At 42.8% G+C, this 14,735-nt stretch carries 14 protein-coding genes and 2 pseudogenes; 10 read left to right on the forward strand and 6 right to left on the reverse strand.

Features of this window, described 5'->3' with window-relative positions; translation table 11 throughout:
• Together MHN32_RS04895 and MHN32_RS04900 are read left to right on the forward strand one after the other, a co-directional pair.
• A pseudogene (locus MHN32_RS04895) lies at positions 1–231 on the forward strand (hypothetical protein); the annotation flags it as partial.
• A gap of 130 nt (positions 232–361) precedes the next feature.
• A complete protein-coding gene (locus MHN32_RS04900) occupies positions 362–913 on the forward strand; it encodes a HEPN domain-containing protein (RefSeq protein ID WP_239421084.1) in 552 nt (183 codons plus the stop codon).
• Between the two features lie 371 nt (positions 914–1,284).
• Here the strand turns inward: MHN32_RS04900 and MHN32_RS04905 are convergent.
• Positions 1,285–1,374: pseudogene (locus MHN32_RS04905) on the reverse strand (transposase); the annotation flags it as partial.
• Positions 1,375–1,502: 128 nt separating this feature from the next.
• Between MHN32_RS04905 and MHN32_RS04910 the strand changes: the two are divergent.
• From MHN32_RS04910 to MHN32_RS04935, 6 genes are read left to right on the forward strand one after another with little or no spacing between them, the layout of a single operon-like run.
• Complete coding sequence (locus tag MHN32_RS04910) at positions 1,503–2,537, forward strand: DUF4118 domain-containing protein (protein ID WP_239421085.1); 1,035 nt, start codon at positions 1,503–1,505, stop codon at positions 2,535–2,537.
• Positions 2,537–3,238 (forward strand): response regulator transcription factor, encoded by a 702-nt coding sequence (locus MHN32_RS04915; protein WP_239421086.1) that lies wholly within the window; start codon positions 2,537–2,539, stop codon positions 3,236–3,238. Before MHN32_RS04910 ends, MHN32_RS04915 begins: the two co-directional genes overlap by 1 nt.
• 20 nt (positions 3,239–3,258) lie before the next feature.
• Complete coding sequence (locus MHN32_RS04920) at positions 3,259–3,915, forward strand: TrkA family potassium uptake protein (protein WP_174169323.1); 657 nt, start codon at positions 3,259–3,261, stop codon at positions 3,913–3,915.
• Positions 3,915–5,285, forward strand: coding sequence for a TrkH family potassium uptake protein (locus MHN32_RS04925; protein ID WP_239421087.1), 1,371 nt, complete (start codon positions 3,915–3,917; stop codon positions 5,283–5,285). Before MHN32_RS04920 ends, MHN32_RS04925 begins: the two co-directional genes overlap by 1 nt.
• Before the next feature lie 20 nt (positions 5,286–5,305).
• Entirely contained in the window at positions 5,306–6,337 is a 1,032-nt protein-coding gene (locus tag MHN32_RS04930; protein WP_233525280.1) for a S66 peptidase family protein, read from the forward strand.
• Complete coding sequence (locus MHN32_RS04935; protein WP_239421088.1) at positions 6,334–6,777, forward strand: GNAT family N-acetyltransferase; 444 nt, start codon at positions 6,334–6,336, stop codon at positions 6,775–6,777. Before MHN32_RS04930 ends, MHN32_RS04935 begins: the two co-directional genes overlap by 4 nt.
• Before the next feature lie 9 nt (positions 6,778–6,786).
• Here MHN32_RS04935 and MHN32_RS04940 read toward each other — a convergent pair whose 3' ends face one another.
• Positions 6,787–7,728, reverse strand: coding sequence for a bile acid:sodium symporter family protein (locus MHN32_RS04940; protein ID WP_239421089.1), 942 nt, complete (start codon positions 7,726–7,728; stop codon positions 6,787–6,789).
• A complete protein-coding gene (locus MHN32_RS04945; protein ID WP_239421090.1) occupies positions 7,725–8,576 on the reverse strand; it encodes an EamA family transporter in 852 nt (283 codons plus the stop codon). The genes MHN32_RS04940 and MHN32_RS04945 overlap by 4 nt, the downstream gene beginning before the upstream one ends.
• A 409-nt stretch (positions 8,577–8,985) precedes the next feature.
• Between MHN32_RS04945 and MHN32_RS04950 the strand changes: the two genes are divergently transcribed.
• Both MHN32_RS04950 and MHN32_RS04955 read left to right on the forward strand, forming a co-directional pair.
• The gene (locus tag MHN32_RS04950; protein ID WP_010605293.1) at positions 8,986–9,354 is read left to right on the forward strand and encodes a hypothetical protein; all 369 of its coding nucleotides are present in this window, start codon (positions 8,986–8,988) and stop codon (positions 9,352–9,354) included.
• Positions 9,355–9,402: 48 nt separating this feature from the next.
• On the forward strand, positions 9,403–9,774 hold the full coding sequence (locus MHN32_RS04955; protein ID WP_174169317.1) for a hypothetical protein: 372 nt from the start codon (positions 9,403–9,405) through the stop codon (positions 9,772–9,774).
• Between the two features lie 51 nt (positions 9,775–9,825).
• Here the strand turns inward: MHN32_RS04955 and MHN32_RS04960 are convergent, their stop codons facing one another.
• From MHN32_RS04960 to MHN32_RS04970, 3 genes are all read right to left on the reverse strand, one after another.
• On the reverse strand, positions 9,826–10,797 hold the full coding sequence (locus tag MHN32_RS04960) for a carbohydrate kinase (RefSeq protein ID WP_239421091.1): 972 nt from the start codon (positions 10,795–10,797) through the stop codon (positions 9,826–9,828).
• A gap of 15 nt (positions 10,798–10,812) precedes the next feature.
• On the reverse strand, positions 10,813–13,203 hold the full coding sequence (locus MHN32_RS04965) for a TonB-dependent receptor (protein ID WP_239421132.1): 2,391 nt from the start codon (positions 13,201–13,203) through the stop codon (positions 10,813–10,815).
• Between the two features lie 183 nt (positions 13,204–13,386).
• Positions 13,387–14,613, reverse strand: a complete 1,227-nt coding sequence (locus tag MHN32_RS04970) for an MFS transporter (RefSeq protein ID WP_102057966.1) — start codon at positions 14,611–14,613, stop codon at positions 13,387–13,389.
• Positions 14,614–14,735 lie beyond the last annotated feature (122 nt).

Here is a 14,735-nt window from a genome sequence, read left to right on the forward strand (position 1 = left end):
TTTGTATTAATGTATTTAACAGGCGTAAAGTTGTTTCTTTTAAAAGTATGGAAGCAATATCAAAAATTTGAATGTCATTCTGTATTGTTTGTTCCGCCTTTAGTCATTTTTAAACAAATGCCGTCTTTAATTGTGCATGCGATACCAGAGCGAACCGTCGTTATTTTCTTTTTCGGTTTTATCGTAGTTGGTATGTCTGGTGTTTTAATCAACACTTATATTGGTGCATAGTATAGCTAACAAGGCAATTATAAATGGGACGCCTAACGCTTGGCTGGCGCTCATTCTTCGCTAATTTTAGCCAAGCATTTATACGCCCCATATTGCAGTGTTAGCCGCCATTGCATTCTGCAGGTTTTAAATGAAAGTTGATTTAAGAAAGTCTCCGTTACAAATGTTTAGCCGCCAGTTAGTGAGGTTAAAGTACATACAGCATATTCAAAATGATTTGAACATCGAAACAACACGCAAGTTTGACAGCAAAATTAGATATCTAAACCAAACTTACGTGTTTCATTTGGTTGCGTATTGGCAAGATTTTGTTGAGTCTCTCGTGCGTCGAAAATTTACGGACATAAAGTCCTATAGCGGGCCTTATCCTTTAGACGATTTACTTGCTCAGAATGTTGAAAATAAACTGAAAAGGTTTAACACTCCCAATACAAAAAATATTGACCAATTACTTAAAGATACTTTCGGATTAACGAAAGTTACGACTTGTTGGGATACTGAAGATTTTTCACGTGTTCAAGCAAAGGAAAGGCTTGATGGAATCTTATTATCTCGGCATCAAATTGCGCATAGAGGACTTACTTCAAGAGAATTAAGCTATGAATCGAACTTTGAAGACATGGAGTTCATTTTTGAGTTAGCTACTCTTCTTCAAAAAGCAGTTGATGATCATGCAGTTTAATAGTGTCGACTAACAAATAGCTTGAAAGCGGATAAAATTGGAAACAATACAGACACCCAAAGTTATCTATTCACCATAGTTACGGCAGTTTCGACTTAGAATTACAAAAAAGTGTTCATCACTCATATCAAAAGTGTTTCTAAAATAAGCGAGTTATTAGCGTTTACGTATTTCTCGACGTCAAAATCAGCTTATCGCGCACGGCAAGGGGGAGGCTACGGCTAGCGCAGCTTGAGGCGTTATTGCTAAAGCCTTTATTTGGTCTAGCCAGCAAACGTTCACAATTTGCTAGGTTTGTGCGCCGTCGTTTTTTGAGTGTTTTAAAATAAGTGGTCAGCACTCGCTCTCGGCCATTCTTCAATAAATTTCTAAGTTACCCAGTTGCTTTTAAACAGCTTGTGCCAGCGTATCACAATGGCTTTATCAGATATGCGCTTAGCCTTTTTATCATCAACATGCAAAAACCAACTTGATAGATAAACAGGCTCTTGTGCTAAATAGCCTAAAGCTAAGTAAATTTTACGCAAATTATACGGCAACGGAATTTCGACAAGGATAGAATAAAGACATAGCGCAAGTTGGAGTCACTATGTTTTCCGAGAATGGATTTATTGCCAAGAACGAGTATCTCGTTAGTTTTCTGGTTTTGCTGTTAACCAGCGCCTTTGCTGTTGCCTTAGACTCGCTGTTGCATTCGGCGATCAGTGTACTGTTGGTATTACAGTTGGGCGTTGTTGTTGTTTCTCTCATCGCAAAACGTTGGATGGCACTGGGGGTGGCGATTGTTAGCAGTCTAGTGTTCAACTTTTTTATCACAGAGCCCAGATACACGCTTCATATGAATAACACCGAAGACGTGGTCAATTTAGTGGTATTTATCGCGGTGGCATTAGCTACCAGCTATTTATCGAGCTATATCAAAGAGCAAAAGCAGCAGCTTTTAGTTGCGAATGTGCGCTCCAATATCTTGTTGTCGGTTTCTCATGATCTACGCACACCGCTCGCTGCGGTGATAGGAGCGCTCGAAACGCTAGAAACTTATCGTGATAAGTTAGACCAAGACGAGCAAAATGAGCTGTTGGGGTCCGCACGATCAGAAAGCCACCGTTTGTTTCGCTATATCGAAAATATTTTGCAAGCCACAAAGTTACAGCATCAAGGGGATGAGCTTTCGCTGTTGAAGCAACCTACGTCTATTGATGTCTTGATTGATAACGTGATTTTGCGGCTAGGCGCGCCATGTGTCTCGAGAATGCCACAGAATATGAGTCCAATTCTCACGATACAAGCTGCACTCATTGAACAAGCCCTGTTTAACTTAATTGAAAATGCAGTCACTTTTAGTCCCGATGGAGAGCGGGTTGAGATTTCCTTTGGAGAAACGCAGCAAGCGTTGTTGATATTTATTCAGGATAATGGTCCCGGGATCCCCGTTGCTCGGCAAAAAGAAGTCTTTAGCGCCTTTAGCTCGTTTCGGCAAAGCGCCAGTAAAGACGGTGGCAGTGGCTTAGGGTTGAGTGTGGCGAGAGGTATTATTCGTGCGCACGGCGGTGATATTCGCATTTTGCCGACGACGCAAGGCTGCACAATGGAAGTTAGTTTGCCAAAAGAGGAGGCGCATTGATGACTCACACCATTTTATTGATTGACGATGAAGAAGAGATCCGTCGTTTTATCCGCTTAGCATTAAAAGCTGAAGGGCTGAATTATATGGAAGCCAGCACTGGAAAGGAAGCCATGTCGGTGTTAAAAGGTGAGCTGCCAGACTTAGTTATCTTAGATCTCGGGCTACCAGATTTTGATGGATATAGCATTTTGAAGAAGATCCGAGAAACCAGCAAGTTACCTGTATTGATCTTAACTGCGCGAGATCAAGAGGCTGAGAAGATTAAACTGCTGGAGGGCGGCGCAAACGACTACCTGACGAAGCCTTTTAGCATCAAAGAGCTAATAGTGCGCGTCAAAGTGCTATTACGAGATTTAGTACCGAACAAACGCTTGCTCGCCATTGACTACGGCAAGTTGATGATAGATCTACAAAAGCATCAAGTCATTATGGATAACGCACCATTAGCACTGTCGAAAAAGGAATTTTCACTACTTAGTATGCTTGCACAAAGAGCACAAGAATTAGTCAGTCAGCAAACCTTATTAAAGCAAATTTGGGGCGAAAGCCATGTGGAAGATAGTCACTATTTACGGATTGTGGTCAGCCAGTTACGTAAGAAACTCAGTGACGATGCTGCTACACCAAAAATCATAGAAACTGAGCCCGGGGTTGGTTATCGGTTTTTACTTTTACCGCTCAATAAGCATTTCTCATAACGGGGTATATAGAGGTTGTTATGGCACAATTTGTAGTTATTGGTTTAGGTCGATTTGGTTTTGCGGCTTGTTTGGAATTAAAGCGGCTTGGAAACAAAGTGATAGGGGTAGATAGTCGCGAACGTGTGGTGAACCAAGTTGTTGAGCATATTGATTATGCCACCTCTTTAGACGCGACCGATGAAACGGCATTACGCCAACTAGATATTACGAGAAGCAAAGCGGTATTGGTCGCCATAGGTGAAAACCTAGAATCGAGCATTTTATGTGTACTGTCGTTAAAGAACTTAGGCGTTGAGCAAATTTGGGTTAAGGCCAGCTCAGAAGCGCATCATACAATTTTATCTCGTTTAGGCGTAACACGCGTGATCCGCCCTGAAGAAGAAATGGGGATCAGGGTCGCACAAACACTGAATTACCCCATGGTCAATCAATATATGCAATTGGGGCATGGTTTTTATATGGTGGAAGTCATCGTGAATAAATTAAGCTGCGGGCAGTCTTTGGCGACGCTATTAAAGCGTGCAAAGGGCGAAATCAAGGCTGTGTTAGTACAGCGCGGCAAAGCGTGTTATAGCAATCCGGCAGAGTCATTTTTGATCAACGAAGATGATAAAGTGATCCTCAGCGGTCAGTTAAAAGCGTTAAATTCTATCGCGCTAAAACTGGGGGCGTAATGAAAACATGGAGTCCCCATTATTATCCCTATCCAAGTAGCCAGCCCAAAGCCCGCAAAAAGCCCTTGAGGTTAAGCCCCCCAGCAGTTCTGTTTATTGGGTTTTGTGGGCTGATAGCTTTAGGTACTATTTTGTTGTTGCTACCGATAGCACATACCCAAGACATCAAAGTGATGCAAGCGTTATTTACTGCAACTTCCGCGGTAACGGTGACAGGACTTGCCGTATTGAGTACGCCAAATGATTTTACGACCTTTGGCCATCTTGTTATTGCTAGTCTTATTCAAATCGGTGGACTTGGTTTTATGACCATTACGGTTGTGGTGCTGCGGGGGATGGGGCAGCAAATGGACATTAGTAAACAACTTATCGCAAAAGAAAGCTTTGGCATAGCTCGATTTGATCAGTTGGTTGATACAGCCAAATGCGTGTTAGTTTATGCACTGATCATCGAATCTATAGGGTTTACCATTTTGCTTGCCCATTGGTATCAAACGCTACCGCTTGGTGATGCGATAATGCAAAGCTTCTTCTACACTATTTCGGCTTTTAACAATGCGGGATTTGCATTGCATGAGGACAGCCTAACCAGTTTTCGTGGTGATTGGGTCGTTAATTTTGTGATATCGGGATTATTTGTGATTGGCGGACTTGGATTTGTGGTGTTGATGGATATAGTAAAAAGACGCCGTTGGAGCCGGTTTGGATCTGCCACTAAGTTAGTCTTGATAGCAACAGCGGTGTTAAATGTGCTGGCATTTAGCTTATTTTGGCTTTTTGAAGCAAATAACCCAGAGACCCTTGGAAATTTGCCGGTGTCTGAGCAAGTGATCACCGCCTGGATGCAAGCTGTGACGCCACGGACAGCGGGCTTTAACAGTATCGACTTTGCGCTGGTGAATGACGAAAGTACCGTGTTGACCATTTGGTTAATGATAATAGGAGGCGGCTCTATGAGTACGGCCAGTGGTCTTAAAATAACCACGGTTGTGGTGCTATTAATGGCAACTTACGCTTATCTAAGACGCAGAGATCAAGTCGCTATCGGACACAGACAGATCTCGCCTGAAACGGTATTTAAGGCGCTTAGTCTCACCGTGGTTTACTTTTTTACCGTGATGCTCGCAACCCTTATTTTAACGATCACCGAGAAGGCAAATTTAACGGATATCACGTTTGAAGCAGTGTCGGCATTAGGCACGGTTGGCTTGTCTCGAGGGATCACCGGCTCATTGTCTGAACCCGGTGAAGCGGTAATCATCTTTTTAATGCTGATTGGACGCTTGGGGCCGTTAACCTTTCTATACTTGATCGCTCGCCCGAAACGGGAGAATTTAAAGTATGCAAAAGCGGAAATTCAGGTAGGATAAGCAAAAAAATAACGGAAATCATGATGAAGTATCCCAATCCGTTGAAAGCGGGCAGTAAAATTGCGATCACGGCATTCTCAGCGGGCGTACCTGCTGCTATGCACGCGAGACTAGACAGCGCTTTGGATTATCTAACGCAACAAGGTTTTGAACTCGTGGTTGGTGAATGCCTGCGCGATAACCACAACTACGTTAGCGCGGATGTCAAAACCCGTGCTAATGAGCTTATGGGATACTTACTCGACGACACAATAGACGCGATTATGCCGCCATGGGGCGGTGCAATTGCAATGGATTTACTGACATTACTTAATTGGGAAAAGTTGGCGCATGCTCCGCCAAAATGGCTCATCGGTTTCTCTGATGTCAGCACTTTGCTGAGCGCAGTGACTTGCAAACTAGGCTGGGCAAGCGTGCATGCAACTAACCTTATGCAATTAAATGCCCATCAACAAGACCCTTTAACGGTTGGACTTTTTAACCATTTGAGGCGCGCGCCTAAGGACTCTTTTACGCAGTTTCCCTCGACACATTTTGAAGCTGAGCCACTCAATTTTGTTGATTTTCCCGATGCTGGATTTAACTTGTCCGCGAGCACTCAATGGCGTATTTTGGCCAATGGCAATCACCGGCAGCAGTTTGCTGGTCGATTATTAGGCGGCTGTTTGGATATTCACATGTTATTGGCTGGTACGGAATATTTTGATCTGGACGCTTTTTCACAGGCGCACCCTGATGAGTCGATTATCTTATATTTTGAAAATGGCGAAATGCCGCCAGCGGCGTACTATCGTGCACTGCAAAGTATTAAATTACGGGGCTGGTTTTCGAAAGTCGCTGGAGCTTTGATTGGTCGAAATCCAGAGCCGCTAGCAAAAGATAGCGACTGGACGCACCTAGATGCATTGAAAAAAGTCTTTACTGGTTGCGATTTCCCTGTGCTATACGATGTGGATATAGGCCATCAAGCGCCGAATTTAACGCTGATTAACGGCGCTTATGCCGAAGTGACTGTTGGCGATACCTTTTCAATTACACAGACATTAATATGAATCTAGAATATAAAGTCGGCTCGATAGATGACCTCCTTGCGATAGAAAACCAAATTCCTGAATTTGCCACGCCAAGAAAGGGTGAGGAAGTCGTAGACAAACTGCGAGATAAACAACATTTATTGCTGGTGGCGTACGCTCAAGGTATGCCTGTTGGATATAAGCTGGGCCACGAACTGCCAAATAACGAGTTTTATAGCTGGTTAGGCGCGGTCATCCCCGAATATCGTGGCAAAGGTATTGCCAAGCAGTTGTTGGTGATGCAAGAAACTTGGTGCAAAGCGCAAGGCTATAGCGCCATTAGAGTAAAGTCGAGAAACCTATTCAAAAACATGCTATTGATGTTAATAAGCCGCGATTACCAGATTGTAAAATGTGAACAAATCAACGGCTCATCGGATTGCAAAATTCACTTTTATAAGCAATTACAAAAAGCCTAACCTTTGATATTAGGCTTTATTGTTATCAGATGAGCTGGTGGCGCTTCGTCTCCATATTCCTGCTAATATTGAGCCGCTGACATTATGCCAAACAGAAAATAGGGTACCTGCTACGGCCGCTGTAGGAGTAAAGAACTTCATGGCAAGCGCAACAGCAAGCCCCGAGTTTTGCATGCCCACCTCAAAGGCCATGGTGCGACATACCTTCTCGTCAAAACCGAGCCGTTTCGGAATGAAATAGCCCAAAAGTAGCCCTGTAGTATTGTGCAGGATCACGGCAACCAGCATAACGAGCCCGATGCTTTCAAGTTTAGGTTGATTAAGAGCAACGATCACTGCAATGATAAAAACGATTGAAAGCATTGAAAGTAAAGGCAGTATCGGAGTTGTTTTGATAACAGAGTGCGCCAGTGGCTTGTCAAGCAATGTATTGAAAGTAACGCCCACAGCTACAGGAAATAGCACAATTTTTAGCAGGCTCGTCAACATATCAGAAAACTGAATATCAACCACCTGGCCAATCATCAATGTGGTAATTAGTGGCGTTAAGAACACGCCGAGTAAAGTACTAATCGCGGTCATAGAAATCGATAACGCGACATCTCCTTTGGCGAGATAACACAAAACGTTACTAGCCGTGCCGCCAGCAACCGTGCCCACTAAAATCATACCAATTAATAAGTCAGTTTCTACGCTCATTGTGGTTGCAATCAAGTAGGCAACACTCGGCATTACGGTAAATTGAAGCAGTACACTAACGCAAATGGCTTTTTTGTTGTCAAGCACGCGTAAAAAGTCTTTTGTAGTGAGGGTTAAACCCATTGTGAGCATGATCAACATTAATAACGGAATAATACCGCCTTTAAATGCGCTAAATAGAGTTGGAAAAAGATAGGCAACTATTGAGCAAATAACGGCCCAGATTGGAAAGAGCTGTACTATTTTACTCATTTTTCGCCTTTAGTTCCGAGTTTGCTGTACAGAAGGGCTGCAAAAATAATAGCACTACCAATACCAAGGCGAACGAGGTCAGCTTCTCGGTTCCAAATCAGCAAATTGACAATGATCCCAGCTGGGATCAGCACATTGTTCATTACCGCGAGTTCACCCACCGAGACGCGGGTCAGTCCTAAGTTCCAGACGTAATATCCTACGCCTGAAGCAATCAAGCCTAAATAAATGAGTATTCCCCATTGTAGATTAGTACTTGGGAGTTGCTGGGGATTACCGAATAATATAAATCCAATGGCGAGCACGAGGGACGCACCAATAAAGAAAAAGCCGAAGCTTTGGTGGTGTACCAGCTGGTAATGGTTACTTAAGCGTTTGTAACTTACTTGGCCTATCGCAAAGCAAAGGTTTGCGCCTTGCACTAGTAGCAAGCCAAAAAGGTAATCGCTAGTAAGCTCTGTAAATCTAATGGTGATTGCACCAATGATAGCTATGAGTGCAGACAGCAAAAAGGTGGCATTGAACGAGCGGTTTAGTAAGTCATTGAGTGCAGTAATATAGATGGGTGTCATCACAGTGAATAGCAACACTTCAGGTACGCTTAGGTATAAAAAAGAATGATAGTAAAAGCCATACATCAGACCAATCTGCACTGCACCGATTGCCATCAGCTTGATTATCAACTCTTTATTCACTGAGTTCAATTTCAAAAATGGAATAAACACAATTGCAGCAAGCAAGGTTCTAGATAAAGCGCTAAACCAAGCATCGACTTGGCCTGCCAAATAGACACCAATTAAAGAAAACGAGAACGCCCAAAGTAAAGTAACAGTCCAAAGTAATGGCATGGTTAATTAGTTGTAATTTTTAATCCCGCAATTGTATCACGAGTGTCGTAGAAAATTGACTGTTCGAAAAAAGCGATGATAACAATCTTTATAATGTGATTTTAATTTATGGTTATTCGCATAGAATGGCCTGTGTATTCACACTTACATCCCTTCATTGTTTTACCCATGATGTGTTTGGCCGCCGCTGCGGCCTTTTTTTTTAGTCTATTATTTCGATAATCTCTACAGCTGACTCTCAGCGTTTAAATCCCTTGCCATTAAGTCGAATGAACATGGCCTTCTGAACTTGTTGTGAATTTTATGTTTTTATTGGGTTAAAATAATTGAATTTTTTATTTTTATTGTGTAGTTTATTTTTTAACCAAGGTTTCTTGGTTGTTAACATAATAAATATAAGGAGAGCAAGATGAAACAAAAAATAACTAAGATACTTGCAGCTATTGCACTAGTTGGTACCTGCAGCGTTGGCGCAACAGAGTTGAATTGCGACCTACAAGTGAAAAGAGGTGGCAACGTCATCGGTAACGGACAAACCTGCTTTGGTATGGACTTCTCATTTGGCAACTCAACTACAGGTAAGTTCTACTTAACGAATATCAGCAAACCGATTAATAAAGTGATTTGGAATGGTGATGCTAGCTGTTCTGGTGGTGTTGAATGTGCACTTACTGTTTATGCGTATCAAACACATACAGCAACGGCGACTATTTTATACAAAGATGGCACATACGAAGAAACGAATGTATCACGTATCTCGTATGAAACTGGTCACTAACTGGTCACTAAAAGTTACTTAACTTATTCTTAATTAAAGGAAATAATAATGAAATCAACATTAATTGCTTCAGTATTGGTTGTACTAGGTGGTCTGTCTTTTAGTTCACAAGCGGCAGATTTAAAATGCTCTTTGAACGTGAAATCAGGCGGTAATGTGTGGGGTAATAATACTAGCTATTGTTCTGGAATTGATTTTTCTTTCGGTAATTCAACTTCTGGTAAGTTCTATATCGCAAATGCCACTAAAGCGATTAGTAAAGTAATTTGGAATGGTGATGCGAACTGCAGCGGTGGTACGACGTGTAACATGACCATTCGTGCTTATCGTCAGTACAATGCGACTGCAACTATTCTTTATACTGATGGTACATACGAGACGACAAACTCTGCTCATATTGACTATGAAACAGGGTTCTAAGTCTCGACTTTTATAATAAAACAGCGGGAAAGCCTTTTCCCGCTTTAGGTATTAACCTAACAAAGCCTCAGGGTTGAAGGAAGAAAACCGTTCAGACACATCTATAAGCGTTGGCATAAAGGGCATGACACCTTTGTGTTCACAAGTAAACGCACCACATTTCACAGCAAAGCTAAGTGCCTTTTTTACGGTTGGGAAGTTTTGCACTAGTGTATCTTTTGAGATCCCATGTTGGCTGAGTTGAAATAGAAACCCTGCCATTAAGCTATCCCCAGCTCCGGTTGTATCAACCGCATCAATAGTAGGAGAGGCGACGGAATAAAAGTCTTTAGCTGTTAATACACTGCAAGGGTTTGGCCCATCGCTTGAGATCACCACTTGTACGCCGACACTAAGTAACCAATCTAAATAGCTAGCCTCTCTCATGTTCTTTTCTTCAGCAAGATATCTCAGCTCATCTTTACTCACTTTTAATATGTCGACATAGGGGTAGCAAGCCTCTATACGTTCGGATAAGCAAGATAAGTCCTGCCATAGATTCAAGCGCAGGTTAACATCAAATGAAATTAATTGATTATGAGCCGCAGCAGACTTTAATAACGCCATGGTGGTACTTGTCACTTCTGCATCGGTAAGCGTGTTGGAGCAAAAATGAAATATCCCGTGATCTGGCCATTGCAAATGCTCAAAGTCTTTTGGGCGGATTGCGATATCAGCGGTATTGTCGCGGTAAAACGAAAAGCTTCGTTCTCCTTGAGCGTCTAAGTGGACGATGGCCAAGGCGGTTTGCGCTCCCTTTATGGATACACAATATTCGGTTCCAACAGCATATAGCGCCAAGGTTGATTTTAATTGCAGCGAAAAGGGATCTTCAGCAAAACCTCCCACAAACCGAGCACTGCCACCAAGTTTAGCAAAGCCCACCGCTACATTCGCTGGAGCGCCGCCAGCAATAGGTTTAAAGCTACCGTCGCCGGTAGGTAACAAATCGATAAGCATCTCGCCAAAACATGTTAATTGCATAACTACTACCCCTAATTAGAAACGGTATTTTAAAGTGACAGACGTAGTTCTGCCGTTAATACTGCGAGCGCGAATAATATTGTTAGTTGGAATTACACCTTCCTCGGCTTCTGTTAATCCAGTGGTATCAAAGAGATTGTTTACGTTTAACGCGATATTGAAGCGTTCAGTCAGATCATAACTTGCAAACGCGTTGACCTGAGTGTAACCGTCAAATTTTAACTCGTTGTTGTCTTGTGCGTACGCGTCAGTGGTGCCGATTAGGCTTAAACCGATAGCACCTTGATCGAAGTTATATTTACCCAATAAGGAATAAACAAAGTCAGCTTGCCGTCTTGGCGTGTTACCCTCGACTTCGGGAGTGAGTGCATCTTTTGCGATTTCAGCATCGGTCCAAGTTAAGCTACCTCGTAAGTCGAATGAGCCAATAAAATAGACACCTTCAAGTTCAATACCTTGTGCTTCGTATTGCCTGTCAAAGAACTTTTGGCTGGTTGCCTCAAAGTTTTGCTCTTCTGTTTCGGCGTAAAATAAAGTTGCAAATAGACGACCTTGTTCAAACTTTTGTTTGATACCAAATTCATATTGTGTCACTTCATCCACAGCGTCTTCATCAGCAACACTGCCATCAATATTCACTTTACCGAACAATAGTCTGTCTGCATTTGCACGACCGCCCTCACTAAATCTGCCGAATATGGCGCTGCTTGAGGTCATTTGGTAGTTTGCGCCGACAGAGTAACTTGTGTAGCTCCAATCGTAATTAACCACATTGGGGTTAGCGAGATCGATGGCTGCAACTTGCTCCTCTGGCTTCGAAATAGTGCCATCACGGTTGATATCTACACGAGATGTTACAGCACCTGCAAATGTACCTGTCGCTTTACCTGAATCATGACGCACACTCGCATCAACTGAAATATCGCCGAGCTTTGTTGAAAAGGCGATATATGGGGCACGAGTATCGTATTCAGTGTCGTAGTTGCGCTGGCAGCAATTTCCCCAATAGGGCGTACCGTAGGCATATAATCCGTTTTCAGAATATGCAGTGCCATCCGCAGCGGCCACGTTGACAAGCGCTGCGTTATCTCCTTTAACCTCGAGCAAGTATGAATTCCATAACCAAGACATATTGATATTTTGCGATGACATGAAGTAGCCGAAGGTGAGTGACGTGTCAGTACCAAATGACTTGGTGAGCTTTAGGTCATTCATTATGTTGTCGAAATCATTCATTTCCACTTCGAAGGTATGAACGCGCATTAGTAGTGCTTGATTGAACGCTTGATCTGCTTTTGGTCCGTTGGCAAAGGTGAGTGTTGCACCGGTATCGGCTATGCTCTCGGCAATTGCTTGGCTATTAGCGACCTCAGCAGGGAAAGGCGACATAAATGTGCCTGAGATACTCGACTTTCTGGACCTGTTTTCGATTTGCCAACCATTACCTAGTTTGAAATTTGCTTCAAAGCCGATACTATCAACAACAGGGTGCATTCCGTCTCGCATATCCCCTTGACGAATTTGATTGTTACCACCTAAGCCTTGCGTGGCGGTGAAATAAACAGAGTGAGGTGTATCTGACAGTACATCAAAGCCGCTGATGGAGTCGCCATTAGAATACATTGGCATAGGAAGGTAGCCTGCTGTTTTATCATCAAGGTGTTTTACATATAAACGAACGTAGCCACTTTCAAATTCCTTGGTGATATTGGCTTTGAGTTGGCCGCCTTTATTTGCGGTATAGCCGGTGTCACGTGGGCCTTCACCTTGACGCACAAAGCCACCAATATGAAATTTTATGTCGTCACTTAAATAACTCCCATACTCAAAATCAGTTCTAAACTCGTCATAATCTACACCAAACGTGGTGACAACACTGCCTGACTCATTTTCACCCGTTTTTGAAATCAAGTTGATAATGCCTCCGGGAGCGTCGCTGGCGGCAGTCGAAGCCGAGCCACCACGAATAGACTCGATTGACTCCACGGTATTATCAAGGCGCATAAAAATATCGGCGTTACCAAAAGCAATGTCACCAAACTGCAAAATAGGCAAGCCATCTTCTTGTAACTGCAAAAATTTAGCGCCACCGGATGCGACAGGAAGACCACGTACAGCGATATTTGCATTACCTTCACCACCGGTTGATTCAGACCTTACACCAGGAATTAGTTTGAATGCTTCAGCGGTAGTTCTGGGGGTTGCAACAGAGATTTGTTCCAGTCCTATGCTGCTAACAGAAACACTCGATGCCATAATGGTTGTTCGCTTTGGTACACCCGTTACGACTATTTTCTCGAAGCCATCGGCAGGCGTAGTGTGTGCTTTTTCTTCAGCGGCCGCCGAGTGAGAGATTGCAAGCGTGAGTGCGCTGAGTGTAAATAGGGTGGTTTTGATTGTTGTCATCATTTGCCTCTTGTTATCGTTGTCAAACTCGTGCGGTCTATTAAAAATAAACTTAATCGATTAAGTTTATTTTTAGCACAATTTAATTTGGTTGCAATTAAAAATTAATCAATAATTCAAACAAAATTTTAATGCTTTGGTTTTTATGAATTTTAACCCGCGAAAAATTTGTGGTTGGAGGGGTTACACTCGCTGCAACTTAGCGTTTTTGCTCAATAGTAAGCGGGCAGGGTCCTTTAACCAGTTGTACAGCATGGCCGCAAAGAGTAAAAATGCAAACCCGGTCGCAAGTACAAAGCCATAGCTAACATGGCCAAAGTAATCGCTCACCATACCCATCAGAAGTGGTGCTAGCGCAGCAGAAAGTGCGGTGAAGAACAACATCACACCAGCAACAGAGCCATGCTGAGTTTTGTCAAAACAGGAGATCCCTTTTGAGTTTAATGTTGGGTAAATCATAGACATAAATAAACCACTTAGCGGGAGCGTATAGATAGCGGCATTAACACCATAAAGATAAGTTAAAAAATAGCATACAAATATAGCAAAGCTCAGCGCTAGCATTACGCTTTGCCAACGGTACTTAGCGAGTAACCATACAGCCATAAAGCGACCTACTGCACGTAAAATAAAAAAGATGGTGAGGGCATAAGTTGCAAGCCAAGTTAAATCACCTTGGTAATCCTGTAATAAAGTGGGCATCCAGACATAAATTGCGACTTCAGTTGCAACGTAGAGTGCTATGGCGAGGGAAAAGCCAAGTGCATATTTGTTCTTGAGCATCGCTGCTGTGTGTGAGAGGCCCGCATTGTTTTGTGCATGAGCGGTATTAAACTTGGGAAACTCAGTGCTTAAAGTCACGATACTGAGTATTAAGCACAGCCCACCAGCAAGCACATAAAGATAGGTCCAACTCACCCCCTGTATCAATAGATAACTGACAATTGCAGGGCCAATTATCGCGCCGATGGCAAAGAAGCCTTCGACTTTATTCATGGTTTGAGTATGTTCTTGTGCGCCGTCAGAAATGTCGCCTAGAAGAGCGAGGGCCCCTGTTTTAAATAGGCCAATGGCTAATCCAATCACACATAAAAGCATTAAAAACATGGTGAAAGTTTCACCCAGTGCGAACAGAAAACATGCGGATGAAAATAGCATGAGGCCAATTAACACCGTGAGCTTACGACCTATTTTATCTGCCAGAAATCCTAAACATAAGCCGCTAAAGGCAATTAAAATCATTGGCGCATAGTGAAAGGCGCTGGCTTGGGTCATGCTAAGTTGATATTCGCTGATCAGTGTTGGAATGATCACGCCAACGGCGTCTGATGTCATCGCAAACATCAAAAACATCATATAAGTTAACCAGCGCAATGTGTTGAGCTGAGTGTGATTCGACTTGCTGCTCATTGTTCACCTCTTGAAGGGCTTTGTTATGTAGCTGGTCTACTTCTTTACATAAGACTGAGTGTAATACTAATCTGCATTAAGCGAATTATTTTTAGTAGAACGCTACGATAAAACTTGATTAT

This window comes from Pseudoalteromonas sp. Of11M-6 (genome assembly GCF_022347905.1).
GTDB lineage: Bacteria > Pseudomonadota > Gammaproteobacteria > Enterobacterales > Alteromonadaceae > Pseudoalteromonas.

Bases quoted from the DNA above. Each gene is read 5' to 3' on its own strand.
- MHN32_RS04900 (WP_239421084.1), top strand. From the start codon at position 362: ATGAAAGTTGATTTAAGAAAGTCTCCGTTACAAATGTTTAGCCGCCAG.
- MHN32_RS04910 (WP_239421085.1), top strand. From the start codon at position 1,503: ATGTTTTCCGAGAATGGATTTATTGCCAAGAACGAGTATCTCGTTAGT.
- MHN32_RS04915 (WP_239421086.1), top strand. From the start codon at position 2,537: ATGACTCACACCATTTTATTGATTGACGATGAAGAAGAGATCCGTCGT.
- MHN32_RS04920 (WP_174169323.1), top strand. From the start codon at position 3,259: ATGGCACAATTTGTAGTTATTGGTTTAGGTCGATTTGGTTTTGCGGCT.
- MHN32_RS04925 (WP_239421087.1), top strand. From the start codon at position 3,915: ATGAAAACATGGAGTCCCCATTATTATCCCTATCCAAGTAGCCAGCCC.
- MHN32_RS04930 (WP_233525280.1), top strand. From the start codon at position 5,306: ATGATGAAGTATCCCAATCCGTTGAAAGCGGGCAGTAAAATTGCGATC.
- MHN32_RS04935 (WP_239421088.1), top strand. From the start codon at position 6,334: ATGAATCTAGAATATAAAGTCGGCTCGATAGATGACCTCCTTGCGATA.
- MHN32_RS04940 (WP_239421089.1), bottom strand. From the start codon at position 7,728: ATGAGTAAAATAGTACAGCTCTTTCCAATCTGGGCCGTTATTTGCTCA.
- MHN32_RS04945 (WP_239421090.1), bottom strand. From the start codon at position 8,576: ATGCCATTACTTTGGACTGTTACTTTACTTTGGGCGTTCTCGTTTTCT.
- MHN32_RS04950 (WP_010605293.1), top strand. From the start codon at position 8,986: ATGAAACAAAAAATAACTAAGATACTTGCAGCTATTGCACTAGTTGGT.
- MHN32_RS04955 (WP_174169317.1), top strand. From the start codon at position 9,403: ATGAAATCAACATTAATTGCTTCAGTATTGGTTGTACTAGGTGGTCTG.
- MHN32_RS04960 (WP_239421091.1), bottom strand. From the start codon at position 10,797: ATGCAATTAACATGTTTTGGCGAGATGCTTATCGATTTGTTACCTACC.
- MHN32_RS04965 (WP_239421132.1), bottom strand. From the start codon at position 13,203: ATGACAACAATCAAAACCACCCTATTTACACTCAGCGCACTCACGCTT.
- MHN32_RS04970 (WP_102057966.1), bottom strand. From the start codon at position 14,613: ATGAGCAGCAAGTCGAATCACACTCAGCTCAACACATTGCGCTGGTTA.